Origin of the sequence: Streptococcus ratti FA-1 = DSM 20564, assembly GCF_000286075.1 — a bacterium.
GTDB lineage: Bacteria > Bacillota > Bacilli > Lactobacillales > Streptococcaceae > Streptococcus > Streptococcus ratti.
Map to the genome: position 1 here is coordinate 1,166,299 of NZ_AJTZ01000005.1, position 24,934 is coordinate 1,191,232.

General features: G+C 41.5%; 25 protein-coding genes and 1 pseudogene. 6 read left to right on the forward strand and 20 right to left on the reverse strand.

The features are described 5' to 3' along the window. Positions 1-261 precede the first annotated feature (261 nt). Both SRA_RS07470 and SRA_RS07475 read right to left on the reverse strand, forming a co-directional pair. A pseudogene (locus SRA_RS07470) lies at positions 262-675 on the reverse strand (IS110 family transposase); the annotation flags it as partial. Between the two features lie 255 nt (positions 676-930). Then, on the reverse strand, positions 931-1,443 hold the full coding sequence (locus SRA_RS07475) for a DUF536 domain-containing protein (RefSeq protein WP_003089405.1): 513 nt from the start codon (positions 1,441-1,443) through the stop codon (positions 931-933). A 133-nt stretch (positions 1,444-1,576) separates the two neighbouring features. Between SRA_RS07475 and aao the strand changes: the two genes are divergently transcribed. Beyond that, the gene (aao, locus tag SRA_RS07480) at positions 1,577-2,749 is read left to right on the forward strand and encodes an aminoacetone oxidase (protein ID WP_003089407.1); all 1,173 of its coding nucleotides are present in this window, start codon (positions 1,577-1,579) and stop codon (positions 2,747-2,749) included. 221 nt (positions 2,750-2,970) lie between these two features. Here the strand turns inward: aao and SRA_RS07485 are convergent, their stop codons facing one another. The 13 genes from SRA_RS07485 to SRA_RS07545 form a co-directional block, all read right to left on the reverse strand. Continuing rightward, positions 2,971-3,750 (reverse strand): DUF4931 domain-containing protein, encoded by a 780-nt coding sequence (locus SRA_RS07485; protein ID WP_003089409.1) that lies wholly within the window; start codon positions 3,748-3,750, stop codon positions 2,971-2,973. A 123-nt stretch (positions 3,751-3,873) separates the two neighbouring features. Continuing rightward, on the reverse strand, positions 3,874-4,389 hold the full coding sequence (locus SRA_RS07490) for an O-acetyl-ADP-ribose deacetylase (RefSeq protein WP_003089411.1): 516 nt from the start codon (positions 4,387-4,389) through the stop codon (positions 3,874-3,876). A 63-nt stretch (positions 4,390-4,452) separates the two neighbouring features. Further along, on the reverse strand, positions 4,453-4,779 hold the full coding sequence (locus tag SRA_RS07495; RefSeq protein WP_003089413.1) for an AzlD domain-containing protein: 327 nt from the start codon (positions 4,777-4,779) through the stop codon (positions 4,453-4,455). Continuing rightward, positions 4,769-5,467 (reverse strand): AzlC family ABC transporter permease, encoded by a 699-nt coding sequence (locus SRA_RS07500; RefSeq protein WP_003089415.1) that lies wholly within the window; start codon positions 5,465-5,467, stop codon positions 4,769-4,771. Before SRA_RS07500 ends, SRA_RS07495 begins: the two co-directional genes overlap by 11 nt. Before the next feature lie 91 nt (positions 5,468-5,558). Further along, positions 5,559-6,008, reverse strand: coding sequence for a ribose 5-phosphate isomerase B (rpiB, locus tag SRA_RS07505; protein ID WP_003089417.1), 450 nt, complete (start codon positions 6,006-6,008; stop codon positions 5,559-5,561). Continuing rightward, complete coding sequence (locus SRA_RS07510; protein WP_003089419.1) at positions 6,005-6,655, reverse strand: ribulose-phosphate 3-epimerase; 651 nt, start codon at positions 6,653-6,655, stop codon at positions 6,005-6,007. The genes rpiB and SRA_RS07510 overlap by 4 nt, the downstream gene beginning before the upstream one ends. A gap of 78 nt (positions 6,656-6,733) precedes the next feature. Beyond that, complete coding sequence (locus SRA_RS07515) at positions 6,734-7,471, reverse strand: DeoR/GlpR family DNA-binding transcription regulator (RefSeq protein WP_003089422.1); 738 nt, start codon at positions 7,469-7,471, stop codon at positions 6,734-6,736. Between the two features lie 57 nt (positions 7,472-7,528). Then, on the reverse strand, positions 7,529-8,899 hold the full coding sequence (locus SRA_RS07520) for a PTS transporter subunit EIIC (protein ID WP_003089424.1): 1,371 nt from the start codon (positions 8,897-8,899) through the stop codon (positions 7,529-7,531). A 28-nt stretch (positions 8,900-8,927) separates the two neighbouring features. Continuing rightward, the gene (locus tag SRA_RS07525) at positions 8,928-9,860 is read right to left on the reverse strand and encodes a sugar phosphate isomerase/epimerase family protein (protein ID WP_003089426.1); all 933 of its coding nucleotides are present in this window, start codon (positions 9,858-9,860) and stop codon (positions 8,928-8,930) included. Between the two features lie 278 nt (positions 9,861-10,138). After that, positions 10,139-11,149 (reverse strand): tRNA (adenosine(37)-N6)-threonylcarbamoyltransferase complex transferase subunit TsaD, encoded by a 1,011-nt coding sequence (gene tsaD / locus SRA_RS07530; RefSeq protein WP_003089427.1) that lies wholly within the window; start codon positions 11,147-11,149, stop codon positions 10,139-10,141. Positions 11,150-11,164: 15 nt separating this feature from the next. After that, on the reverse strand, positions 11,165-11,599 hold the full coding sequence (rimI, locus tag SRA_RS07535) for a ribosomal protein S18-alanine N-acetyltransferase (protein WP_126417952.1): 435 nt from the start codon (positions 11,597-11,599) through the stop codon (positions 11,165-11,167). Next, the gene (gene tsaB / locus SRA_RS07540) at positions 11,599-12,285 is read right to left on the reverse strand and encodes a tRNA (adenosine(37)-N6)-threonylcarbamoyltransferase complex dimerization subunit type 1 TsaB (RefSeq protein WP_003089432.1); all 687 of its coding nucleotides are present in this window, start codon (positions 12,283-12,285) and stop codon (positions 11,599-11,601) included. The genes rimI and tsaB overlap by 1 nt, the downstream gene beginning before the upstream one ends. A 10-nt stretch (positions 12,286-12,295) precedes the next feature. After that, positions 12,296-12,754 (reverse strand): MarR family winged helix-turn-helix transcriptional regulator, encoded by a 459-nt coding sequence (locus tag SRA_RS07545; protein WP_037611166.1) that lies wholly within the window; start codon positions 12,752-12,754, stop codon positions 12,296-12,298. A gap of 180 nt (positions 12,755-12,934) precedes the next feature. Here SRA_RS07545 and SRA_RS07550 point away from each other — a divergent pair, with 180 nt between their 5' ends. The 4 genes from SRA_RS07550 (at position 12,935) to rnjA (ending at position 17,173) form a co-directional block, all read left to right on the forward strand. Next, positions 12,935-13,984 carry an SDR family oxidoreductase gene (locus tag SRA_RS07550; protein ID WP_003089435.1) on the forward strand — a complete coding sequence of 350 codons (1,050 nt, stop codon included), beginning with the start codon at positions 12,935-12,937 and terminating at the stop codon, positions 13,982-13,984. A gap of 19 nt (positions 13,985-14,003) precedes the next feature. After that, positions 14,004-14,972, forward strand: a complete 969-nt coding sequence (locus tag SRA_RS07555) for an aldo/keto reductase (protein WP_003089437.1) — start codon at positions 14,004-14,006, stop codon at positions 14,970-14,972. Positions 14,973-15,258: 286 nt separating this feature from the next. Continuing rightward, on the forward strand, positions 15,259-15,489 hold the full coding sequence (locus SRA_RS07560; protein ID WP_003089440.1) for a DNA-dependent RNA polymerase subunit epsilon: 231 nt from the start codon (positions 15,259-15,261) through the stop codon (positions 15,487-15,489). A gap of 1 nt (position 15,490) precedes the next feature. Continuing rightward, positions 15,491-17,173, forward strand: coding sequence for a ribonuclease J1 (gene rnjA / locus SRA_RS07565; protein ID WP_003089442.1), 1,683 nt, complete (start codon positions 15,491-15,493; stop codon positions 17,171-17,173). A 239-nt stretch (positions 17,174-17,412) separates the two neighbouring features. Here rnjA and SRA_RS07570 read toward each other — a convergent pair whose 3' ends face one another. From SRA_RS07570 to SRA_RS07585, 4 genes are all read right to left on the reverse strand, one after another. Beyond that, positions 17,413-18,051, reverse strand: coding sequence for a COG3942 and LysM peptidoglycan-binding domain-containing protein (locus tag SRA_RS07570; RefSeq protein ID WP_003089443.1), 639 nt, complete (start codon positions 18,049-18,051; stop codon positions 17,413-17,415). Positions 18,052-18,257: 206 nt separating this feature from the next. Beyond that, positions 18,258-19,259 (reverse strand): UDP-glucose 4-epimerase GalE, encoded by a 1,002-nt coding sequence (gene galE / locus SRA_RS07575; RefSeq protein WP_003089445.1) that lies wholly within the window; start codon positions 19,257-19,259, stop codon positions 18,258-18,260. A gap of 9 nt (positions 19,260-19,268) precedes the next feature. Further along, a complete protein-coding gene (galT, locus tag SRA_RS07580) occupies positions 19,269-20,741 on the reverse strand; it encodes a UDP-glucose--hexose-1-phosphate uridylyltransferase (RefSeq protein ID WP_003089447.1) in 1,473 nt (490 codons plus the stop codon). 19 nt (positions 20,742-20,760) lie between these two features. Further along, a complete protein-coding gene (locus tag SRA_RS07585) occupies positions 20,761-21,933 on the reverse strand; it encodes a galactokinase (RefSeq protein WP_003089449.1) in 1,173 nt (390 codons plus the stop codon). Positions 21,934-22,057: 124 nt separating this feature from the next. Between SRA_RS07585 and SRA_RS07590 the strand changes: the two genes are divergently transcribed. Beyond that, the gene (locus tag SRA_RS07590) at positions 22,058-23,056 is read left to right on the forward strand and encodes a LacI family DNA-binding transcriptional regulator (protein WP_003089454.1); all 999 of its coding nucleotides are present in this window, start codon (positions 22,058-22,060) and stop codon (positions 23,054-23,056) included. A 248-nt stretch (positions 23,057-23,304) separates the two neighbouring features. Here SRA_RS07590 and dexB read toward each other — a convergent pair whose 3' ends face one another. Continuing rightward, positions 23,305-24,915, reverse strand: a complete 1,611-nt coding sequence (gene dexB / locus SRA_RS07595) for a glucan 1,6-alpha-glucosidase DexB (RefSeq protein ID WP_003090861.1) — start codon at positions 24,913-24,915, stop codon at positions 23,305-23,307. Positions 24,916-24,934 lie beyond the last annotated feature (19 nt).

Consider the following 24,934-nt stretch of genomic DNA (forward strand, 5'->3'; position numbering starts at 1 on the left):
CAGCCAATACAAAATTCAGGGAGTGGGATCAACCCAAAAATTGAAAATTTTGGTTCTCACCGCTCCCTAATTTCTAGGCGGTGACCTGAAACGGTCTCTCCCCAGACCGTTTCACTCCCACCCCCGCACAGTTGAATCGGTCAGCTCAAGAGCGTAAAACGCGAACGAAACTGCCATTCAACAGTGGCTCATCGGCACTAAAGTGCCTAATGAACTGTGCAGGGGAAACTCTAGGCTAGCTAAAGCTAACAGAGTTTCTCCATGCTTTCGCTGTCTGGTCAATTCCCTCAATTCTTGAATGGTTTCATCGAGGACGAAACTTCGAGGAAGCAGACCAATCCGTGTTCATTTATCAATCCAATGTGCATCTTTTTTATCCGTTTTCTGACCAGGGATGGCCTTCATATGGGCTGGCTGAGCGAGTATCAACTTGAAATCATCACATAGAGCATGCCAGACAGGCCGCCAATAGACACCTGTGCTTTCCATACCAAGGGCTTTCACATGAAATGGACGAAGAAAATCATGGCAAGCACATAGGCCTTTAGTTGTTGTCTCAAAGGTAGCCATCTCACGCTTTGGACGAGTTGAGATGAGTGAGCCGTGTAGGATACAGACAACAATATTGGCTTGATGGACATCAATACCTGCACAAGAGTGATAGAGAACATCCATGATAATTCCCTCCTTCTAAAAATATGAGAGCTTATCTACCGAATTTTAATCGTATTTTTATACTCATGCTTATTGCATATTTTAGGGTACTCGTCAGTAGAGTGGATCAGTTTGTCCCTCGATGACTAACATCATTAAGTCGTCAACCACAAAGCCCTCACTAAGATTATACACCTAGTGAGGGCTTTATATTCGTTTTCATTATTCTGTGGGTGAGGGCGAAGCCATCATGGATGTCTTGCCCAAGCTCTTCTTTTATTTACCAAACAATCTCGCAAAGAAGCCTTTTTTGATACCTTCCTGCTGATTTTGAATCTCTTCAACCTCTGCCTTGGCTTCATCCAGCTCCAGCTTCAGCTGTTCCTTATCCTGCATGGCTGTCAGGGTCAGCTGCTGCTGCTGATCAATTTGTTTATCCTTTTCAGCAATTTGAACATCCTTGATGCGCAGCTGTTCATCTTTTGAATCCAGCTGGCTGTCTTTGGCCTTAAGCTGCTCATAAAGGCGCGTGATCTCAGTATTTTTTTCATCGATTAAAATTTCAAGAAATTCCCGCTGCTTAACTTCTTCGCTGACTGGCTCGTCTTCAAAGATTGTTTTCTTGTAAATTTCCTCTAATTTAATAAGGCCGGCACGATTGACAACCGTAACCCCCTTGTCATTTTTTTCAACGTATTCTTCAGGAAAAGATTTAACACGGTTATTGACCGCTTGCCGGCTCACTCCCAGAATTTCAGCCAATTCGCTGACTGTCTTTTCAATTGCCATAATATCCTCATTTTTACAGAATTTATACTATGAAAATAGTATCATATCACCCTTAATCTGTCAATTTATGGCAGGACAGGCAGCGTTTTTAAGGAAGCTGTCAAAGCCAGTAATTTTATGCTAGAATGAATATATGACACATTTTGATACTATTGTTATCGGTGGCGGTCCCGCCGGTATGATGGCCAGTATTTCTGCCGGCTATTACGGACAAAAAGTCCTCCTCATTGAGAAAAACCGCAAACTGGGCAAAAAGCTCTCAGGCACTGGCGGTGGCCGCTGCAATGTCACAAATAACGGCACTCTTGATGATCTGCTGGCAGGCATCCCTGGCAATGGGCGTTTTCTCTACAGCGTCTTCTCCCAGTTTGACAACCACGATATTATCCACTTTTTTGAGGAAAATGGGGTAGCCCTGAAAGTTGAAGACCACGGGCGCGTCTTTCCGGTAACGGATAAGTCACAGACAATTATCCGCGCTCTGGCAGCAAAAATTCAAGAAACCGGCGGCACCGTTCTGACCAATACAGAAGTCATTTCAGTCAAGAAGAAGGATGGTCTCTTTCAGATCAAATCAAAAGACGCAGCATTTACCTGTCAGAAACTAATTGTTACAACCGGCGGAAAATCTTATCCTTCTACCGGCTCAACAGGATTTGGCCATGAAATTGCCCGCCATTTCAAGCTGGAAGTAACTCCCCTTGAAGCAGCCGAAAGTCCGCTGCTAACAAACTTTCCCCATAAGGCCTTGCAGGGGATCTCACTTGATGACATCACCCTTAGCTGCGGCAAACACCATATGACTCATGATTTGCTCTTTACGCATTTTGGGCTGTCTGGTCCTGCTGCGCTTCGTCTATCCAGCTTTGTCTCCGGCGGTGAAACAGCTAACCTAGACTTCCTGCCACAGATGACATCTGCTGACCTGCTCAGCTATTTTCAGGAAAATCGGGAAAAATCCTGCAAGAATGCTCTCAAAGGTTTGATACCGGAACGCGTGGCTGACTTTCTGACGGCAGACCTGCCGGATAAGATCAAGCACTTATCCCCAAGCCAAAGACAAGAACTTGCGGATAAGCTTAAAAAACTGCCTATCAAGATTACTGGCAAGATGTCTCTGGCCAAATCCTTTGTGACAAAAGGCGGTGTTGAACTAAAGGAGATTGACCCCAAGACCTTGGAAAGCAAGAAAGTGCCCGGCCTCCATTTTGCCGGCGAAGTGCTGGACATCAACGCCCATACCGGCGGCTTTAACATCACTGCAGCTCTCTGTACAGGTTGGGTTGCAGGGAGCAGCTCTCTGTAACTTAATTCGTCTTTGCATAAGATGACTGGTTCAACAGTCTATATATGCTTTTCTTTACTAAATTACTAAAGAGTTTGAGGCAAAGGTCTTAAACTCTTTCAATCTATGCAGCATCAATATTTGACGCAGTGGTTTATTGGGAGTTCTTGTCCCATTCTCTTTTACTGATACCCCATCTAAGTGCTCTGCCAAATGCCTTCACAGCAGTATTTGCGCTGAGCTCATGACTGTTTAAATTTTTCAAGGAATTTAGCCCTGAGCTGATCTCTGGTAGTTTCCAGATTTTTTAGCTGATTGACCTGATGAATGCCGTAAGCAATGTTGTAGGCTGAAGTCACAAAACGCGGCACAACCTTGCAGCAAATTTCTTGCTCAAAACGATAAAAGAACAAATTATAGGAGCTGCAGCGGCCACCGGCAAAGTCATTGAGCACGTAATCACTGAGCAGCTGGACACTATCTGCTAAGCGATCCAAGTCACCGCTATTAGAAATTCTGACATTAAATTCTGTAAAGTCCTGTAAGGGATACAAGGATATGCTAATTTCGATCGCATATTTTGCTTCTTTATATATTTCCAGTCCTGCAAAAGTTCTCTTATCCAAAGCTGCATAGGCATCTATATCTTTAAAGCCTACAAGCTGTGAATGCGGGTGTCTGAGGCTCCCGCCAGACAAGGGACCATAATTACGAAAGAGAACAACACTGCGATAGTCTTTGCGGGCTTCAAGCTCTGCCCATTTTGCAAACATAAAGGCGAAAAGCTGACGGTTAATGGACAAATCATAAGCTGAGATATCACCCTCGTGCCAGCTAGACTCAATAATTAGGGTCTGATAACTGTCTTGCAAAACAGGAAACTTATTTTCAACCCAAATCATATCCTTTTTCGTATCTAAAATTTTACCCAGCTCCGTCTGCTCGCAAAAGGGACAGACATCTTTGTTGCTAGGCTTTTGACTGGCAATATTGGGATTAAAAGTGAGCTTACGGTAAGTCATGATTTTTCCTTTTCTAACTGTTTATGAGACTATTCTAGCATAATTTTTTATGATTGAAGCAAAAAGAACCGGCTCTTTGCCGGATCTTGTTTACAGCTTGGATATAGATTATTTGCTGACTTTTTATCGTGCAGATTTATTAATACAGCGATTGTAGGCAGCATAGGTTTTTTCATCGAACAGGACCCATTTAATGAGGTCAAAGGCATCTGGATACTTCTGGATATAGCTGCTAACCTCAGCACAGGCAATTTGGGCAGCCTCATCAACAGGAAAATGATAGACGCCTGTTGATATGGAAGGGAAAGCAATCCTGCGAATGCCATACTGAGCGGCTAGCTTCAGCGATTCACGATAACAGGATGCCAGCAGTTCAGCTTCGTTTTTCCCGCCGCCCTGCCACACTGGACCAACTGTGTGAATAATGTAGCGGCAGGGAAGATTATAAGCCTTTGTCAGCTTTGCCTGACCGGTCTTACAGCCTCTAAGTTGCCGGCACTCTTCCAACAGCTCTTTGCCTGCAGCCCTATGAATCGCTCCATCTACACCGCCGCCGCCCAATAAAGTTTGGTTGGCTGCATTGACGATGGCATCAACGTCTTTGACCTTGGTAATGTCCCCTTGAATAAGCTCTAACATAAACTCTACCTCAATGATTTTTAGTGAAAATCTACTTAACATCCTGCTCACAGCCAGCTATTTTTAAAATAACAGACGAATCACGGCCATGGCCGCAATTCCTGTTAAGACAGCATAAAGTAAATTTTTGGACTTATAGGCAATGTAAAAAGTAGGGAGACTGGCTAAAACTTCCAGCCAGTGGACTTGCGGTAAACTTCCTATCTTTTCACTGAGAAGACTGGAAAAAGTCAAGGCAAAAAGAATGGATACCGGCAGATACTTCAGAAAACGCACCACAATATCAGGCAGCCCCTTATATTTAACCAAAATAAAAGGCGCAATCCGAGGCAGCCAGCTGACTACAAAGCCCAATAAAACAGCAGTTAAGACATAAGAATCAAGACTCATCCAGCACTACCCCCACTCCGCAGCCAATCAAAGTTGAACACAGCACTGCCAAAGCTTCTGACAACAGCATTGAAAGCAGCACAAAACTCACTGCAACTGTTATCAAAACCAGGACAACCTTTTTGGTGCCGTCTGTCAGCACCATGGCATCAAATTGACTGACTAAAAGCCCGATAAACATAGCAATCAGGGCAAAATCAAGACCGAAATTTTCTGGATTTGGAATGGTGTTGCCCAGTAAAGTTCCTGCAACACTAGCCCATACCCAGGCCAAATAACTCAGAAGATTATTGCCGTGCATCCAGCTGGCTTGGATGTTTTTATTGTGGACATTTTCCCCCAGCAGAACGCCGTAGCTTTCATCGGTAATCAGTGTACCGATACCGATATTCTGCCAAAGGCTGGACTTGGTAAAAATCGTTGTCGCATGCAGACTCATAAGCATATTGCGCAGATTAACTAAAAAAACAGTTAGGGTAATAGTTCCCAGATTCGCACCTGAAACAAACATAGCAACCATGGCAAACTGAGCAGAACCTCCGTAAATCAAGAGACTCATCAAACCAACCTCTAAAGGAGACAGGCCGGCAGCTGCTGCCACAATACCAAAGGCAAGTCCTATTGAAATATAGCCTAGTGCTGTTGGTGCAGCATCCTTCATTCCTTCCCAAAATCCTTTTTCCTGCATACAAACTCCCTCACAATTCATTTCACATTTCATTATAGCACACAAAAATACTCTTGAGTATGGAATCAAGAGTATTTTTATCTGTTTCCTTTTAGAGCTTATCTTCCTCTATCGCCTCAATCATGTCTAATCTCTTTTGATGACGGCCGTCTTCATATTCTGCATTCAGCCAACTGTCTACAATCATCTTGGCCAATTCAATTCCTACAACACGCGCTCCAAAAGCAAGAACATTGCTATTGTTGTGCTCGCGGGAAAGTTTGGCCGAATAAGGCTCACTGCAGATCACACAGCGAACGCCCTTTACCTTATTGGCTGAGATTCCGATGCCTACTCCCGTGCCGCAGATTAAGATTCCCTTGTCAACCTGACCACTGACGACTGCTTGAGCAACCGCCTTGCCTGATAGGGGATAGTCAAAACGTTCCAGACTATCTGTTCCAAAATTAATAACTTCATAACCGTACTTTTTTCTGATGTAGGCACTGATAGCCCTCTTATAGACTACGGCAACATGGTCATTGCCGATTCCGATTCTCATAGTTTTTTTAGCTCCTTCATTAACTCTTGGTAGCTTTTCCCCTGGTCAAAAAGCGCACTGGTCCCTAAAACAAACCCATCACAGCCCATTTTTGACAGCTCAGTTATAATTTGGGGACTGCAGGCTCCGTCAATGATGATTTTGTAATGGTAGTTTTCCTTCATATCAAGTAAAACTTTGATTTTTTCTTTAACGGCTGTCAGAAATGCCTGTCCGGCGAAGCCCGGATTAACTGTCATTACTAAAAGGTAGTCACACAAGTTCAAAACTTCTGTCACCGTTAAAGGGTTGGTATCAGGGTTAATGGCAAGACCTGCCAACCTCCCTCGGCTTTTGATATAGGCAAGCGTCTTTGAAACATAGCGCTCACTTTCAGGATGGATATAAAGCAAATCAATACCGGCATTGATGAACCAATCGATCTTGCTGCCGGGATTTTCGATCATGAGGTGGCAGTCTACCATTTTATCAGTATTTCGTCGGACAGCTTTAATAGCCATCATTCCCATTGCTATATTAGGGACAAAACTGCCGTCCATCACATCGCAGTGAAAAATATCGGCACCGGCTAAATCAAGTTCTGCCACTTCTTTTTTGAGATTGCCAAAATCAGCACACATCATGCTGGGACACAATAATTTTGACATACCTATTCTCCTTTTTTAAGTGAAGAATCCTCTTCCTGAAAATATCAGCAATTAGATTCTCATCATCAGAAGCAGGCATCATTTTACCTTCAGCGTGACAATATCATTAATTGTGGAATCGAATCGGTCAGAAATTACGGTAAGGTGTTTCAAATCAAAGGCCTTAACATTGGAGGTCTTGTGAAATTTTGAGCTGTCACACAGGAGAAACAAGTGGTTGGAATGTTCCTTAACAATTCTTTTTTTAACAGCTTCCGCCAGTGTCGGTGTCGTTCCGCCGCTGGCTTTTGACAGACCGTTTATGCCTAAGAAAGCCTTGTCAAAATACAGGTTGTCTAAATTTTCTTCGGTCAGACTGCCCTTCAACGAAGACGTTTTAGGATTGTATTCACCGCCCAGCAGAATAATTTTAGCAGCGATCGGTTCACGAAAGGCTAAAATATCGGTATTGGTCGTGTAAATGGTTATCCTCCTGTCAAAAATCTTCTCAAAAAGAGCCGAGCAAGTCGAGCCTGAATCAAGATAAATCACATCACCGTCTGCAATTTCTCTGGAAGCAATCTTAGCAATTTTTGCTTTCTTATCGCTGTTTAGAATACTTTTTTGCGAAATCGGTATCTCTCTGACTGTCGAATTAAGCTTGACAGCTCCTCCTGACAGAGCTTCAATCTTACGAGCTTTTTCCAATTCTTTCAAATCCCGTCTCAAGGTTGAAATTGATACACCGCTTATCAATTCTTGCAGCTGGTCAATTTTTACAATTTCCTTATTTTCAATAATTTCTAATATTTTTTGCTGTCTCTCATATGGAATCATTATCAGTCACCTTCACTTTATAGTAATAATGATACCATATTTACCCTGCATTTTCATTTACGCTAATTGATCTTCTTTTGCCGTGAAAATATAGCCTAAAATGCCGCCGACAAGCACTGAGATAGCAAGACCGATGATGCCGTTGATAACATTAGCATTCCCCGCAATAAAAGCCGGAAAAGTTGTCACACTGCCAAATACAAAGGCATTGGTCACCACTTTGGTAAAGCCTAAATAAGCTCCACCAACAGCCCCGCCGATAATTTGAGCCAGAAACAGTTTTTTATTTTTGACCAAGAGACCAAATAAGGTTGGCTCAATGATAGCTGATAAAGCAATTGTTACCACACCGGTCAAGGCAAAATTTTTCAGATTTTTGTCCTTTCCCTTGAGATAAACGCCGATTGCTGTTCCGATAACAGCAAAGTTACAGGCAAAGGTGAGAGGACAGATATAGTCGAAACCATTTTGAGAGATATTATTAATCATGATCGGATTGACTGCCCAGTGAATACCAAAGCTGACCAGTACACTCCAGCCACCGCCAATGACAACTCCTGTTAAAAGTCCGCTTCTTTCAATCAGCCAGTTAACACCATTAGCAATTAATTCACCGCCATACACACCCATAGGTCCGATAACAATTACCGTTAAAGGCACCATGATTAATAGAGAAATTAAGGGAACCATAACTAATTTCAGCGTCTCAGGAATATGCTTATCCAGCCATTTATAGAGGTAAGAATAAGCCCAGATAGTTAAAATAATGGGAACTACAGTTGAATTATAGTTCATCAAAACAACCGGAATACCAAAGAAATCAGTCATTGCTCCATTTCCTGTTTTACCCAGCAAGGCAATAAAATCCGGATGCAAAAGGGCAGCCCCAATCAAAGCAGATATATAAGGACTGGCACCAAAGCGTCTGGCAGAGGTAAAAGCCAGCAAAACAGGCAGGAAATAAAAGACACTCATTGACGCAGCAAATAAGATTGTATAAGTTCCGCTTTTTTCACTCACTAAACCCAGCTGTACTGCAAGAATGAGCAGACCTCTTAAAATACCAGAACCAGCTAAGGCTGGCAAGAGAGGCGCAAAAATTCCAGAAATAGCTGAGAAAACTTTACTGACGAGATTTCCGCCTTCTTCTCCCCCTTCACCAAGGCTGTTACTTTCATTTCCCTTAACCAGAAGTTCAAATTCATCATAGACATGAGGAACCTCTGTTCCAATCAAAATCTGATACTGGCCGGCCTTGTTGATGACATCTACAACTCCTTCAACATTTTTGATTGCTTCATCATCTGCTTTGGAGCTGTCTTTTAAGTTTAAACGCAGTCTTGTTGCACAATGTGTCATATTCAAAATATTTTCAGAGCCGCCAGTGTGACTCAGAATATCCTTGGCTGTTTTTTTGTAATCGACCATTTTATTCTCCTTTAGGTTGAAAGAAAAGTTAATTTCCTTTAAAAAACTCAAGCATCAGCTGACTTGCTGCCACTGCATCATTCTTGTCAATAACAGACTGTATATATTCCAGCCCCATCTTATCAATTAAACGCTCAAAATGCTCAATCATTTGTATATTTTGCTCACATTCCTTTGAAGCATTCTCAATAACAGGAAAAGTATCAAAATAGATAACTCCGTCAAAGTCGTGCTTTTTCAAATAATATAAGAGTTCTAGCGTCTTAAAAGGTGTTGAAGTTCCAACCATAAGCCCATCATCGTTAAGGCCATAGCCGTCATTGAGATGAATGCCGTAAAGTTTTTTTCGACTGCCAAAAATATCGGCCGCAAAGGCTGGGTTTTCATGCTTCATCAGCATATGACAGTAGTCCAATGTCACTCCAACATTTTCTCTGTTGACATCGTTCAGCATCATACCAGTCACACCCATACTGTCAATAAAAGCGTATGCCCGAGGCTGAAAAGGCTTGTACTCAATACTAACCTGCAAGTCAGGAGCATAGTCGGCAATCGCTTGATAAGCAGCCGTCAGCTGTTGCCAGACCTTTTGATAATTGATTTGAAAACTGTAATCAAAACCATCAAAGCCCAGCCAAATAGTAATGACTTTGCCGCCTGCCTGACGGCAGTAATCCACAGCATCCTTGCACAGCTGCATAGCCTCATTAGCAATCTGAGGGTCGGCATTTCCTAGTTCGCCATTGATAAATCGATCTCTAAAACGCAGGGCAAGTCCGTTCAGCCTTAAATGATTGTCAGCAAGCAGAGCCTTCATCTCTTTTGCCTCCCAGCCCTTCACATGTTCTGGATAGTTGAGATCTACATATCCCAGACCAAGTTTTTTGAAATGTTTGAACACCTCCTTGATAGCATTGTTACTTACTGGCAAAAATGAATTGATACGTGTTGCTAATTTCATGTTTTTCTCCTTTTTGTAGCTACAAGTGTATTATAATCTTTTTATAATTCAATTTCAATCATTTTTTGTCATTTTTTTTAATATTTTTTCATTTATTTCCGTGTTTCCTCTTTTAAGACAAAAAATAAGAAGCAAGAGACCAAGCAAAAACCCATTAGAATAGTAAAAGTCCTAAAATCGTGTTACCAAAAACATTGATTTTAGGACTTTTTAGCATTATTCTTTTTTAAATTTGAGTTTTTACTCGGTCTCTTGGAACTTGCTTTTTAACTGCATGTTTAGTCTAAGCCGTCAAAAGCCAAACTTGGTTTAGCATTTAAATCAAGTTCTGCAAAGCGGCCCTTTTCATATTCAACAGCTGCAGCATAAGCAATCATACCAGCATTATCACCGCAAAGACGTAAGGGCGGAATAACAACTTCTGCTTCTGTAATTTCATCTGCCAAACGTTCACGAAGACCTTGATTGGCTGCTACACCTCCGGCAACAACTAGGGTTTTCACGGGATAAGCTTGCAAAGCTTTTTTCGTCTTTGCTAAAAGAATATCTAAAACCGCTGCTTGAAAAGAGGCACATAAATCTTCCACGGGCAGCTCTTCTCCTTTTTGCTGAGCATTGTGATGAAGATTAATAAAGGCTGATTTAAGTCCAGAAAAGGAAAATTCAAGATTATCTTCCTTAATCATAGCACGCGGAAAATCATAAATATCTTGCCCCTTATGAGCCAGTTGATCAATCTCACGTCCGGCAGGATAAGTCAGCCCCATGACGCGGCCTACTTTATCATAGGCTTCACCGACAGCATCATCACGTGTCTCACCAATAATTTTGTAGTTTCCTGCTTCAGAAACATAAACAAGCTCTGTATGACCGCCTGACACCAAAAGTGCTAAAAGCGGGTATTGCAAATCAGCAATGCTCTGTGCTGCCATCAAATGCCCCGCCATATGATTAACTGGAATTAACGGCAAATGATTGGCCCAGGCAAAAGCCTTGGCAGCTGCCATTCCAACCAACAGAGCTCCTACAAGACCCGGACCATAGGTTACTGCTACAGCTGCTAAATCGCTCGCCCCAATTCCAGCTTCTTTTAAAGCATCCTGAATACACAGTGTAATAACCTCCACATGGTGACGGCTAGCGACTTCCGGTACCACACCGCCAAAACGTTTATGACTTTCTACCTGACTGGCAATAATATTGCTTAAAAGCTGATCTTCATTTTTTAAAACTGCCACACTAGTTTCATCACAAGATGATTCAATGGCTAAAATATATCTATCTGTCATTATTTTCTTCTTACCTTAATAACCTAGCAAACCTTCACGTTTCATTAAAATAGCATCTTCTTTGGGATTATGATAGTAGTCCTTTCGTTTAGCAACAATCTGAAAGCCAAATTTTTGATAGAGAGCCTGCGCTGTTTGATTGGAAGCTCTCACTTCCAAAAAAATCGGAAGCTCATCCCTCGTTAACATTTCCAACAATTGGCTGCCCAATCCCTGCCCTTGATAAGCTTTTTTAACAGCTAGGTTGGTCAGTTCTATTTCTCCCACCAAGTGCTGTATGGATAAAAAACCTACGATTTCCTTGTCATCATAAGCAAAAAAATAGTCTGCTTCCGGACGGTTTATATCTGCTAGAATTTGCTCCTTGCTCCAGGGAGCAATGTCATAAACATCTTTTAAAATAGAAAAGAGAGTAACTGCTATTTCTTGATTTTTCTCATCTTTCATCACTACACCCGTTTGATATAAGCATCCCCTGATTCCTCATGAGTTTTGAGCCAATTTTCTTCTGCTTCTACTCTCTTGAGATAGTTAGGAACAAAGCTGTGCACATCAGCTGGAGTCAGTTTTTGACCTGCCTGACCGATTTTAAAAGCAGATGGAAGGACTTCCAACACTTTAGCTTCAGGAAAGGTCTGACTTATTTCCTCACGAAAGGCGGCTACTTCTCCTACAAAGGTGACTTGCTCTTTCCCTTTTAAATGTTCTAAAACAGTATCAAAAAAAGCATGCCTGTCAGCCTCCACAGCTCTGCCATTTTCATAAAAACCAACATAGACATTACGGCGTCTGGCATCCATGATAGGAACAATGAGGCCTTCACTTGGACTGTTAAGCGCCAGCGCCGCTAAACTGGATACCCCAACCAAATCAATAGTAAGAGTATAAGCCAAGGTCTTAGCAGTTGCTACAGCCACGCGCAGACCTGTATAAGAGCCTGGACCTTCAGCAACAACAATCCTATCCAAATCCTGAGGACTTAAATTAACCGATTGCATCAAAAAATCAATAGTTGGCATCAGACTGATGCTATGATTTTTTTTGATGGCAAGAGTTGTGTCAGCCAATAACCTATCATCTTCTAAAATAGCGACAGAGAGTGCTGTGCTAGATGTGTCAAATGCTAAAACTTTCATGCAATTCCTTTCAATCTTCATTCCAGAGGGAGCGACGTTTAAGTTTTTCCTCGTAAAAACTGCCCTTAGTAAACTCCCTTAAAGCTTGACTGAAGTGTTCAATTTCTGGATATTCTTTTGCTAAATTTTGGTCAAATATACTTTCTCGCTCTTTAATTTTGGGAAGCAATTTTTGACCTGCGGGCGTTAAAGAAAGAAGAAAACTGCGGCCGTCTTTACTGGATTTCTCCTTTTTGACCAATCCCTTCTTAATAAGAGACTGCACCAGTCGGCTAGGACTTTTCTCCTCACAGATCAGCAGATTTCCCAATGCTTTTAAAGACAGCGGAGCATACTCATCTAGTACGATCATGACCTCTCCTTGATTGGGAGTTATTCCTAAAGGTTCTAATAATCTGCTTAATTCCTTCATGGCCAGTTTTTCAGCACTTCTAAATAAATACCTAAACTGAGAGTCCTTTGATGACATTTATCCATTCCCTTTTAAAAATAAGTTTAATCTCTTTTCTATTTTACACTAGTTTGGCTAAATTGTTGACAATTAACTATTAAAAATATAAAATGACTCTAAAAATAGATGACATGTCATCTATTTTTAAAAGACCTATTCACGTTTTCTAAATTATTCAAATCAGAAAAGGAACTTATCATGACAGACACTGCTCTATCAAAAAATCAAAGAACTGCTAAACATGCCTTCGTAACCGGTGCTACTGGACTTTTGGGCAATAATCTTGTTCGTGCTTTACTTGAGCAAGGTATAAAAGTCACTGCTTTAGTGCGCTCCATGGAAAAAGCTAAACTGCAATTTGGCGATTTACCCATCCAATATGTTAAAGGGGATATTCTTAATCCGGAAAGCTACCGGTCCTACTTATCCGACTGTGACAGTCTTTTTCATACAGCAGCTTTTTTCCGGGATAACCATAAAGGCGGAAAACATTGGCAGGAACTCTACGATACTAATATCACAGGAACTATTAATCTAATGCAGGCTGCTTATGACGCCGGTATCAGATCAATAGTTCATACTTCGTCTATTGCCGTACTAAAAGGTGAGCGCAATCAGCTTATTGATGAGACCATGTCACGAGATCCTAACACTAAATTAAATTATTATCGCAGTAAAATTCTAAGTGAAGATGCTGTGCGAAATTTTCTTAACAGTCATTCAGACCTATTTCTCTGTTATGTTCTGCCCGGCTCTATGTATGGTCCCGGGGATATGGGACCGACAGCTACCGGACAGCTGATTTTGGATTACATGCAGCAAAAATTACCAGGTATTATCAGCAAAGCCAGCTATAGTGTCGTTGATGCTAGAGATGTTGCCGCCATTCATATTTTAGCTCTAAAATACGGACGCAGAGGTGAGCGTTATTTGGCAGCAGGCCGTCATATGACTATGGAAACCATTATCAAAACCTTGGAAGAAATTACAGGTATCCCTGCCCCCAAACGTCATATTCCAAGTTTTCTGGTTCAAATCTTAGCACAGTGGAATGAGCTTTATCATAAGGTTACTGGTAAACCTGTTCTAGTCAGCAAGGAGGTTGCAGATATTACAGCAGAAGAATATCTTCGGACATATTTTAACCATGAAAAAACTGAGCAGGAACTTGGCGGACAATTCAGACCTTTTGAAGAAACCTTGTTAGATACTGTCCGCTGGTACCGCAATCATGGCTATCTGAACTAATATTAAAAGGAGCTTTTCTATGGAAAACTTAAGACCTTTGGGGCACTCGAACCTTCTCCTATCTCCTATAGGACTGGGAACTTGGCAATTTAGCAATCATGGTAAAAACTGGTGGAAACCTATTACAAGTCATTCGGTCTATAATATCATTAAGGCCTCTTTGCAAGGGGGCATTAATTGGCTTGATACCGCTGAGTATTATGGACATGGAAATTCAGAAAAATTTATCGGCAGTACTCTAAAACTGTTGGAAATAGAAGACAGCCTGACAGAACATATCTATATTGCTGATAAATGGTTTCCACTTTTGCGTTCTGCCAAAACAATTAGACAGACTTTCAGCGACAGACTGAGTAACCTGCAAAGACCCTGCATTGATCTCTACCAAATTCATCACCCTACTTCCATTTCCTCACTCAAAAAACAGGCTGAAGCATTGGCAAACCTGCAAGAGGAAGGACTCATAAAAGCCATTGGAGTCAGTAATTTTTCAGCCCATCAAATGGCTAAAACCGACGATCTTCTCAAGTCTTTCGGTCTGAGACTGGCTTCTAATCAAGTAAAATACAACCTTTTACATCGCAAACCAGAGCGAAATGGCGTTTTAGATGTTGCTAAAGAGCGGGGAATCTCTCTTATCGCCTACAGTCCTTTGCAGCAAGGTGTACTGACAGGTCGCTTTCATGCCAATCCAGACAGCATCAAAAAGCTCTCCACGTTGCGGCGATTAAATTCCGGACTAAGCAGCCGCAATCTTAAAAAAACTCAACCCTTAATCGATTTTCTGCAAAAACTGGCTGACAAATATAATAAGACACCTGCTCAGATTTCTCTTAATTGGCTGATCCATGCACATGGCAGCACCACTTTCGCTATCCCTGGTGCCAGCAATCTCAAACAAGCTAAAAGCAATCTTGAAGCACAAAACTTTAGGCTGACTGAAGCTGACCTGCAAAAATTAAGCGAAATCAGTGATACAGTCAGTTAGTGCGGCCTTTATTTAAGCTAAAATAAACTGTAAAAAATCTGTCAACTGCTTTTGTCTAAATACTTTCTAACTAAAAACAGACGCCTTTGCAGATCTAATATAATATTTTTCCTCAATATTTTTACTAACGTCTTAAATTATGGTATAATCTTAATAATTGCAACGAATCAAGGTTAAACCTATTACTCATAAAAATTTCATAATTTCCTGTCAAATATAGCAAGATCTTATATTTGACCGATTTTTTGTAGTTTGGATTAATCATGATATAACAGAAAGGAATAAAATGATTTACAAAGTTTTCTATCAAGAAACCAAAGACCGCAGTCCGCGCCGCGAACAGACAAAAGCTCTCTATCTCGATATTGATGCTAAGGATGAACTTGAAGGACGCATCAAAGCCCGCCAAATCGTAGAGGAAAAAACACCTTACAATATTGAATTAGTTGAATTGCTCTCAGATAAGCACCTCGAGTATGAAAAAGAAACAGGTGCCTTTGAACTAACGGAGTTCTAAAATGGCAAATATTAATTTAAAAGCCGAAGAAGTCGGTGTTTATGCTATTGGCGGACTGGGAGAAATTGGTAAAAATACTTACGGCATTGAATACCAAGATGAGATTATCATTGTTGATGCCGGGATTAAATTTCCTGAAGATGATCTCCTTGGCATTGACTATGTCATCCCAGATTATTCTTATATTGTAGATAATATTGACCGCATCAAGGCGCTCGTCATTACACACGGTCACGAAGACCATATTGGCGGCATTCCTTTTCTTTTGAAGCAGGTCAATATTCCTATTTATGCAGGTCCTTTGGCCCTTGCTCTTATTCGCGGTAAATTGGAAGAGCACGGTCTTTTGCGCGATGCTAAATTGTACGAAATTAACCATAATACTGAGCTAACCTTTAAAAACCTCAGCGTCACTTTTTTCCGTACGACTCATTCCATTCCGGAGCCACTGGGGATTGTTATTCATACGCCTCAAGGAAAAATTGTCTGCACTGGTGACTTTAAGTTTGACTGGACACCAGTTGGTGAGCCGGCAGATATCCACCGCATGGCTGCGCTGGGCGAAGACGGTGTCCTTTGCCTCTTATCAGACTCAACTAACGCTGAAATTCCGACCTTTACCAATTCTGAAAAAGTTGTCGGACAGTCTATTATGAATATTATTGAAGGCATTCACGGACGCATTATTTTCGCTTCTTTTGCCTCTAATATTTTCCGTTTGCAGCAAGCTGCCGAAGCAGCTGTAAAAACAGGACGCAAAATCGCTGTTTTCGGACGCTCCATGGAAAAAGCCATTGTCAACGGTATCGAACTGGGTTATATAAAAGTGCCTAAGGGAACTTTTATTGAGCCTAACGAAATCAAAGAATATCACGCCAGCGAAATCATGATTATGTGTACAGGTAGTCAGGGAGAATCCATGGCGGCTCTTTCACGGATTGCTAACGGCACACATCGGCAAGTTCAGCTGCAGCCCGGTGACACTGTCATTTTCTCATCCAGCCCAATTCCCGGTAACACAACTAGCGTCAATAAGCTAATCAATACCATTCAGGAAGCCGGCGTTGAAGTCATTCACGGCAAGGTCAACAATATCCATACATCCGGACACGGCGGCCAGCAGGAACAAAAACTCATGCTGCGCCTAATCAAGCCAAAATTCTTCATGCCGGTTCACGGTGAATACCGCATGCAGAAAGTTCATGCCGGTTTGGCTATTGATACTGGGGTTCCTAAGGATAACATCTTCATCATGGAAAACGGTGATGTTCTGGCTTTAACAAAAGATTCTGCTAGACGTGCCGGACATTTCAATGCTCAGGATATTTATGTAGATGGTAATGGTATCGGTGATATTGGTGCGGCAGTTCTGCGCGATCGCCACGATCTCTCTGAGGATGGGGTTGTTTTGGCTGTAGCCACTGTCGATTTCAAGACAAAAATGATTCTGGCTGGTCCAGATATTCTCAGCCGCGGTTTTATTTACATGCGGGAATCTGGTGATCTCATTCGCAGCAGCCAGCGAATTCTTTTCAATGCTATTCGCATTGCTCTAAAAAATAAAGAAGCTAGTATTCAATCGGTCAACGGAGCCATCGTCAATGCACTCAGACCTTACCTTTATGAAAAGACTGAGCGCGAACCCATTATCATTCCTATGATATTGACACCGGACAAACAGTGATGAATACAAAAAAAGATAGAAGCCGATGCTGCTTCTATCTTTTTTAGGTTAGGTCAAGAGCGTAAAACGCGAACGAAACTGCCATTCAACAGTGGTTCATTGGTGCTAAAGTACCTAATGAACTGTGCAGGTGAAACTCTAGGTTAGCTAAAACTGACAGAGTTTCACCTAACCACTGCCTTATGATCTTACAACGAACTCTAATTGAAGAGGCTGGACTTTTTGCCCCAGCCTCTTATTTAGCTATTAGGATAAATATAGCTGACATTACCCGGTGTACCGCTGTTGTTTGGATCAAACCAGCCGCGGTAGTTATCAAGCCACTGCTGATCTTTATAATTTGATTCCAAAACTTGAATTTTGCCATCTTCACCAACAGCTGTTACGTAGGCAACATGTCCATAACCGCCATCTGTCCAACACATGATGGAACCGACTGCAGGAGTATTGCCGACACTGTAACCCTGCGCTGCTGCGCTGGCAGCCCAGTCACCGCCGTTGCCCCACCAATCACCGGCCCATGATGCTACTTCCTTAACTCCCCAGGTACATTGACCAACGGGATAGGTGTTGCCATCGGCTGCCTGTGCTGCTTCTGTAGAATCTGCAGCTGGTGCTTGCGTCTGGCTAGTGTCTGCAGGCGCTGCAGAACTGTTAACCGTTAAGGTCTGTCCCGGTAAGATAAGACTGGTAATCTCTTTTCCGTTAAGTGCTGCCAATTCATAGGCATCCATATTGTACTTTTGGGCAACACTGAAAAAAGAATCGCCTTCTTGAAGGGTATAAGTGTCTGCATTTGCTATTTTATTTCCTAAAACAACTGTTGCTGCCGTAGCTACAACGGTAAAGGCTGCTTTTTTAAAAAACTGATTTTCCATAACTTCTATTCCTATCTTCTCCTTTTAGTAGTAATAACATCATATCGAATAATTATTTCAAACTTTTTAAGAAAAAGAACTTTTTCCATTACTAATTGATAACAAGAAAAGTCTGGGACACAATGTGCCCAGACTTATTAAATGTCAAAAATTCTCTGTGGTCTCTTATTGTTTTCATTGCAAAGACTAATAGCAAAAATGTCCAATTACTTCCTGTCATTATACCCATTTGGATGGCTTGAGTGCCATGCCCATGCTGAGGCAATGATTTTTTCTATGTCGTCAAATTGTGGTTTCCAACCAAGAACTTCACGCGCTTTTTCAGATGATGCAATCAAGGTATCTGGGTCACCAAGGCGACGGTCAGCTAGTTCTGCAGGAATTTCTTTGCCAGTCACTTTACGAGCTGCTTCGAGAATTTGAAGATTTGAAAATCCTGTTGAAGAACCAAGATTGAATGCCGTTGACGGATTACCTTCACGAAGGTATTTAACTGCAAGCAAATGCGCATCTGCTAGGTCAAATGGGTGAACATAATCACGGACATTTGTGCCATCTGGCGTGTTATAGTCGTCCCCAAAAATCATGATTTTTTCACGCACACCTTGTGCTACTTGCAAAATAATTGGTAACAAATGTGTTTCTGGACCATGGTCTTCACCGATTGAGCCGTCTGGTTTTGCACCAGCAACATTGAAATAACGAAGCGGTACAAATTTGATACCGTAAGCTTGGTCAGACCATTTCATGATGGTTTCCATCATGAGTTTACTTTCGCCATAGGGATTGATTGGGCGTTGTGGTGTTGTTTCTTTGATTGGAATTTCATCTGGAAGGCCATAAGTTGCTGCTGTTGATGAGAAAACAATGTATTTCACGCCAAATTCATTCATCACTTCAAGCAATTTGACCATGCCTGCTGTATTATTATCAAAGTATTTTAAAGGTTTTTCCATTGATTCAGCAACCAATGAATAAGCCGCAAAGTGAATGACTGCGTCAATATCTGGATTTTCTGTAAAGACTTTACGCATAAAATCTTGGTCAGCAAGGTCGCCTTGATAAAATGTCGCATCAGGGTGAACCGCAGCACGGTGTCCTGTCACTAAACTATCAACCACGACGACTTTTTCTTCTCCTTTTTCAACCAAACGGTCAACCATGTGAGAACCGATGTAACCAGCCCCACCAAGCACTAAAATTGACATGTATTTCTCCTATTCTAACCCCACGCTATCTACAAAACGCATAAAGGCTGCTTGCCCTTTTTCATCACGTTTGTAAACACCTGCGTCTTCTAAAACACGAACAAAGGTTTGCCCGACAGCTAGTTTGACGATTTCTGAAACAGTTGCTTCGCTCACATCAGGATGGTCTGCTTTGATGGCATCCGCCCAATCTTTGTGATAGTCTGCTACTTCATTATACTGGCTCAGGAGGTATTTTTCAACCTCTGTCAGTTCATTTTTGAGCCTTGGCGGCAAAATAGCTAAGCCCATGACCTCAATCAGACCGATATTTTCTTTTTTGATATGCTGCACATCAGCGTGCGGATGATAAACACCGTCTGGAAATTCAGTGGTCGTGTGATTGTCACGCAAAACAATATCCAGTTCAAAGACTCCATCACGTTTACGCGCAATTGGTGTCACGGTGTGGTGCGGTGTGTCTCCTGTATAAGCAACAACGTCAACACTATCATCAGAATAATCACGCCATGCCAAGCGAATGCTTTCAGCCAGTTCAATCAAACGGTTTTTATCAGCGCTACGCAAACGAATAACAGACATGGGCCAGTTGACAATGCCAGCTGTCACATCAGAAAAGCCTTTGAAGTGAAATTCACGGTCTAGCTCTGCTATTTCCATAGGAAAAACATGACGGCCACCTTGGTAGTGATTGTGGGTCAAGATAGACCCACCAACAATTGGTAAATCAGAATTTGACCCTGCAAAATAGCCTGGGAACATATCCACAATTTCCAATAATTGCGCAAAAGTATCCTTGCTAATAACCATTGGCACATGCTGGGTGTCGAGGAAAATGCAGTGCTCATTGAAATAAGCATAGGGTGAATACTGGAAGCCCCATTTTTCATCACCTAACTTCATACGGATAATGCGGTGGTTAGCGCGGGCAGGGTGGTTAATCCTACCTTGGTAACCTTCATTTTCCATGCAAAGTTGGCATTTTGGATATGAAGAAGCTTTGACCAGTTTAGCTTGTGCGATAGCTTTGGGGTCTTTTTCAGGTTTTGATAAATTGATTGTGATTTGAATATCGCCATATTGTGATGGTGTTGTAAAGGCAATATTTTTAGCAATGGCTGCTGTTTTGATGTAGTCATTACGCTTGCTAAGGTCGTAAAAATCTGAGATAGCTTGCCAGGGAGATTTTGCATAAGTATCCCAGAATTCACGGTTCACCTGACTTGGGACAGGCGTGATAAAATTCATTAGCTCAGCACCCAAACACTCTTTTTCTTCAGCCAATTCACCAACCTTGCCATTTTGCACGGCTAGATCAACCAGTTCATCTTTGAGAGCAATAAGCTCTGTTTGCTTCGTTTCTTGCTGTGCGCCTTCTTCGCCAACAAGAGCAAGGACACGATTACGCAAGTAAAACATATCATCTGCTGTGTAGTCGCTAACTGCAATGACTTTAGCAACAAAAGTATCTAAAAGTTTCATTTTTCTTCTCTAATCTTACTTATTTTCGAGACAAGACACGTGAGCCAGCTGCAATTTCAGCAATGTAGAAAGCTGGCGCATAGCCAATGATTTCTGTATAAACCTTGCCAACATTTTGGGTGAATTCATCAACTTTATCTTTAGCGACAATGGCAATACCGCAGCCACCAAAGCCCGCTCCTGTCATACGAGCTCCAAGGACACCTTCTTGTCGCCAAGCGGTATGAGCAAGGGTATCAAGCTCAATACCAGTCACTTCGTAATCATGCTCAAGTGATACATGTGAGGCATTGACCAAACGACCAAATTTTTCAAGTTCACCCGCAATCAAAGCTTCTTTAGCTTGAAGAGTGCGTTGATTTTCCCAAACAGCGTGACGAGCACGTTTGAGACGATTAGCATCTTTAATGAGATAACTGTATTCATCAAAGGCTTGCAAATCAAGTTCACCAAGCGTCTTGATATCAAGCACTTGATTGAGTTCTTCAACGGCTTTTTCACATTCGGCACGGCGTTCATTGTATTTTGAATCAGCCAATTCACGGCGTTTGTTAGTATTCATGATAACAATGACATTGTCACCTAAGTCAAGCGGCACAAGGTCGTATTCTAATGTGTTGGTATCAAGGTAAATAGCTTGCTTGTCAGCTCCCATACCAATAGCAAATTGGTCCATGATTCCTGAATTAACGCCGATAAATTCATTTTCCGTTTGTTTACCAATTTTTACTAAATCTAGACGTTCCAATTTAAGATTAAACAACTCTTCTGCCACGATACCTGTTAAAAGCTCTAGTGAAGCTGATGATGACAAGCCTGAACCGTTTGGAATATTCCCATTGACGTAAAGGTCAAAACCAGTAGCAATCGTATGCCCAGCTTCTTGCAAGAATTTGATAACTCCTTTTGGATAATTGGTCCAGCTGTCTTTTTTATCAAAGACAAGATTAGCAAGGTCAACCTCGATAATGCCTAAATCAGCAAAGTTTGCTGAATAAAAACGAAGTTTTTGGTCAGCACGTTTGCGAGCTGCACCGTATGTTCCAAGTGTGATAGCCGCTGGGAACACATGACCTCCATTGTAGTCCGTATGTTCACCAATCAAATTGATACGTCCTGGTGAGAAAAAGGTTGCGTCTGCTTCATTGCTAAATACGGCTGTGAAGGCTTCTTTTAATTCTGTAACTTTCATGAGGGTCTCCTTTGTAATTGCTTTGCTTTCATTTTACAGCCTCAGCAAAGACCAGTCAATATTTTTACTAAAATTTTACTAAAGTTTTTGTTTGTGCTATACTTAAAGCAGAGAGGTAATTTTTATGGCAACACTGAAAGATATCGCTAAACTAGCCAATGTGTCCCAAGCAACTGTTTCCAGAGTTTTAAACAAGGATAAAACGTTGTCTGTCAGCCAAGAAACCAGACATCGTATTTTAACCATCGCTAACGATCTTGCTTATCAAAAACATTTGAAAACCACTAATTCTCCTAAAGCTAGGCAAAAGATTGCTATTGTGCAATGGTACAGCCAGGAAGAGGAACTTAATGACCTTTATTATTATTCAATCCGTCTTGGAATTGAAAAACGGGCTCAGGAAATGGGTTACGATATTGTCCGTTCCTTCAACAACGAGAGCTTAGACTTGCCTAAAGATATTGTCGGTTTGATTGCTATTGGCAAGTTCAGCACCCATCAAATTGCAGAGCTGGAAAACTTATCTGACAAACTGGTTTTTGTTGACAGCGATACGCTCAATGCCGGACATCCTTGTGTCACAACAGACTTTGACAATGCTGTTATCAAAGTCTTGGATTATTTTTTAGAGCAGGGCTTAACTAAAATCGGGATGATTGCAGGCGAAGAACACACAACTGATGGAAAAGAAATTCTCATTGATCAGCGTTTTCGTACCTATAAAAATTATGCTTCTGAACATGGTCTTTACAAGCCTAATCATGTCTTTATTGGCTCCTTCTCCACAACCTCAGGATATGAGCTGATGAAAAGGGCCATCGCAGAGTTAGGAGATGACCTGCCACAAGCATTCTTCGTTGCCAATGACACTTTAGCTATAGGTGCTCTACGCGCCCTTCAAGAAGCCAACATCAGCGTCCCAAACCGTGTCAGTCTGATTTCTTTTAATGATACTCCGCTGACACAGCAAGTTTTTCCGACGCTATCAAGCGTTACTGTTTTTACCGAAGAAATGGGACGTACTGCTGTCGATGTCCTCAACAGACAGCTCCTTAACCTTGATGTCATTCCAAGCATGACCAGATTAGCAACCCAACTGACACTAAGAGACAGCAGCTTATAACCTGAGACACCAGAGGTGTCATGTAGATTTTTATAGGACAAGAACAATTGTAATTGATACTCAATGAAAATCAAAAGTAGCCTAGGAAACGAAGCCGACGATAGAACTGGAGTTCATCAAGGCAAGTTGACAACGGATAATTTTGATTTTCGGAGAGTATGAGTATAAGAAAAAATTGATGTGCTGTGACATCATGTAAAACTAAAAAGGAGACGACTTGCTTTAATCGTTTCCTTTTTAATTATAAGCTATCGAACTTTGATACAAAAGGCATCCCAAGGCTGCAGTTTGTGATTAACAAGAGCCGCGCTTTCATTTGTATTGCTGATAAGCGTTTCTTGATAGGTGGCAGATGTCTCGAAAACCTGTTCTTGATCGGAAAGATTGACAACAATAAGATAGGCTTCTTCGGCGGTCTGCCGCAAATAGGTAAAGACCTTGTCTGCTGTATCAAGTAATTCAAAATCAGCATCAACTAACCAAGCCTTCTCCTTGCGAAGCTGCACTAGTTTTTGATAAGTATAAAAGATTGAATTCGGGTTTTCTAAAGCTGTTTCGACATTGATTTTTTTATAATTTGGATTAACTGCTAACCACGTTTCATTTGCTTTGGAAAAGCCTGCATTTTGTGAAGCATCCCATTGCATAGGTGTTCTGGCATTATCACGGCCAATCATGCGGATACTATCCATAACTTCTGCTTCAGTTCTGCCTTTTTGAAGAGCTTCTTTAGCATAATTAAGGGACTCAATATCATCTACTTCCGTCAAATCTTTAAAGGGATAGTTGGTCATACCGATTTCTTCACCTTGGTAAATGTAAGGCGTACCACGCATGAGATGTAGAAGAATAGCTAATGCTTTGGCTGATTTCTCACGATATTTTCCTGTATCGCCCCAAATAGAAAGCACCCGCGGCAGATCATGATTATTCCAAAAAAGTGAATTCCAGCCTTGTCCTAATTCTAACTCCGTCTGCCACTTGCTAAAAATAGCTTTAAGAGCTGGAACATTCAATTCTTTTTCATAATCCCATTTAGGAGCATTAGGTTTATGCTGAAGACCAATGTGTTCAAATTGGAAGACCATGGAGAGTTCATGATGATCTGGATTTGAGTATTGTTTAGCAATTTCAGGTGTCGCTCCCCAAGTTTCCCCAACCGTCAGCAGATCATGCTGACCAAAACTAGCAGCATTCATTTCCTTAAGATAATCATGCAGTTTTGGACCATTATTGACAATATGCTGATCAGGAATTTTTCCAATCATATCAATAACATCCATGCGAAAACCACCAATTCCTTTATCAATCCAGAAATTCATCATATCATAAATCTTCTGACGCAAGGCTTTATTTTCCCAGTTGAGATCTGGTTGCTTTTTACTAAAGAAATGCAAATAATATTGACCAGACTTATCATCATACTGCCAAGCGGAACCACTGAAAATAGATTCCAAATCATTTGGCTGATCCCGCCAAATGTAAAAATCACGTTCTGGACTATCAGGATTGTCACGCGCTTCTATAAACCAAGCATGTTCATCTGAGGTGTGATTAACCACCAAATCCATGATAATTTTAATGCCGCATTTTTTGGCTTGCGCCAGCAATTCATCCATATCTGCCATACTGCCAAAAATATCAGCAATAGCTTCATAGTCTGCAATATCGTAGCCATTGTCATCCATAGGACTGTCATAAACCGGAGAAAGCCAAATAGCTGTAATTCCTAGTTTTTGCAGATAATCAAGCTTACTCGTAATTCCTTTAAGGTCACCAACCCCGTCACCATTTGCATCCATAAAAGATTTAGGATAAATTTGATAAATAGTTGCCTTATGCCACCAATGTTTTTGCATCTTATCACCACCTTTATTT

What these genes read in the sequence shown, in the direction of transcription:
- rpiB (WP_003089417.1), bottom strand. Translation starts at nt 6,008, where the DNA reads ATGAGAATCGGAATCGGCAATGACCATGTTGCCGTAGTCTATAAGAGG.
- tsaD (WP_003089427.1), bottom strand. Translation starts at nt 11,149, where the DNA reads ATGACAGATAGATATATTTTAGCCATTGAATCATCTTGTGATGAAACT.
- SRA_RS07570 (WP_003089443.1), bottom strand. Translation starts at nt 18,051, where the DNA reads ATGGAAAATCAGTTTTTTAAAAAAGCAGCCTTTACCGTTGTAGCTACG.
- aao (WP_003089407.1), top strand. Translation starts at nt 1,577, where the DNA reads ATGACACATTTTGATACTATTGTTATCGGTGGCGGTCCCGCCGGTATG.
- SRA_RS07485 (WP_003089409.1), bottom strand. Translation starts at nt 3,750, where the DNA reads ATGACTTACCGTAAGCTCACTTTTAATCCCAATATTGCCAGTCAAAAG.
- SRA_RS07555 (WP_003089437.1), top strand. Translation starts at nt 14,004, where the DNA reads ATGGAAAACTTAAGACCTTTGGGGCACTCGAACCTTCTCCTATCTCCT.
- SRA_RS07495 (WP_003089413.1), bottom strand. Translation starts at nt 4,779, where the DNA reads ATGAGTCTTGATTCTTATGTCTTAACTGCTGTTTTATTGGGCTTTGTA.
- SRA_RS07560 (WP_003089440.1), top strand. Translation starts at nt 15,259, where the DNA reads ATGATTTACAAAGTTTTCTATCAAGAAACCAAAGACCGCAGTCCGCGC.
- SRA_RS07475 (WP_003089405.1), bottom strand. Translation starts at nt 1,443, where the DNA reads ATGGCAATTGAAAAGACAGTCAGCGAATTGGCTGAAATTCTGGGAGTG.
- galE (WP_003089445.1), bottom strand. Translation starts at nt 19,259, where the DNA reads ATGTCAATTTTAGTGCTTGGTGGGGCTGGTTACATCGGTTCTCACATG.
- SRA_RS07490 (WP_003089411.1), bottom strand. Translation starts at nt 4,389, where the DNA reads ATGTTAGAGCTTATTCAAGGGGACATTACCAAGGTCAAAGACGTTGAT.
- SRA_RS07590 (WP_003089454.1), top strand. Translation starts at nt 22,058, where the DNA reads ATGGCAACACTGAAAGATATCGCTAAACTAGCCAATGTGTCCCAAGCA.
- SRA_RS07545 (WP_037611166.1), bottom strand. Translation starts at nt 12,754, where the DNA reads ATGTCATCAAAGGACTCTCAGTTTAGGTATTTATTTAGAAGTGCTGAA.
- SRA_RS07515 (WP_003089422.1), bottom strand. Translation starts at nt 7,471, where the DNA reads ATGATTCCATATGAGAGACAGCAAAAAATATTAGAAATTATTGAAAAT.
- rnjA (WP_003089442.1), top strand. Translation starts at nt 15,491, where the DNA reads ATGGCAAATATTAATTTAAAAGCCGAAGAAGTCGGTGTTTATGCTATT.
- SRA_RS07550 (WP_003089435.1), top strand. Translation starts at nt 12,935, where the DNA reads ATGACAGACACTGCTCTATCAAAAAATCAAAGAACTGCTAAACATGCC.
- SRA_RS07525 (WP_003089426.1), bottom strand. Translation starts at nt 9,860, where the DNA reads ATGAAATTAGCAACACGTATCAATTCATTTTTGCCAGTAAGTAACAAT.
- tsaB (WP_003089432.1), bottom strand. Translation starts at nt 12,285, where the DNA reads ATGAAAGTTTTAGCATTTGACACATCTAGCACAGCACTCTCTGTCGCT.
- SRA_RS07500 (WP_003089415.1), bottom strand. Translation starts at nt 5,467, where the DNA reads ATGCAGGAAAAAGGATTTTGGGAAGGAATGAAGGATGCTGCACCAACA.
- SRA_RS07585 (WP_003089449.1), bottom strand. Translation starts at nt 21,933, where the DNA reads ATGAAAGTTACAGAATTAAAAGAAGCCTTCACAGCCGTATTTAGCAAT.
- SRA_RS07510 (WP_003089419.1), bottom strand. Translation starts at nt 6,655, where the DNA reads ATGTCAAAATTATTGTGTCCCAGCATGATGTGTGCTGATTTTGGCAAT.
- SRA_RS07520 (WP_003089424.1), bottom strand. Translation starts at nt 8,899, where the DNA reads ATGGTCGATTACAAAAAAACAGCCAAGGATATTCTGAGTCACACTGGC.
- dexB (WP_003090861.1), bottom strand. Translation starts at nt 24,915, where the DNA reads ATGCAAAAACATTGGTGGCATAAGGCAACTATTTATCAAATTTATCCT.
- galT (WP_003089447.1), bottom strand. Translation starts at nt 20,741, where the DNA reads ATGAAACTTTTAGATACTTTTGTTGCTAAAGTCATTGCAGTTAGCGAC.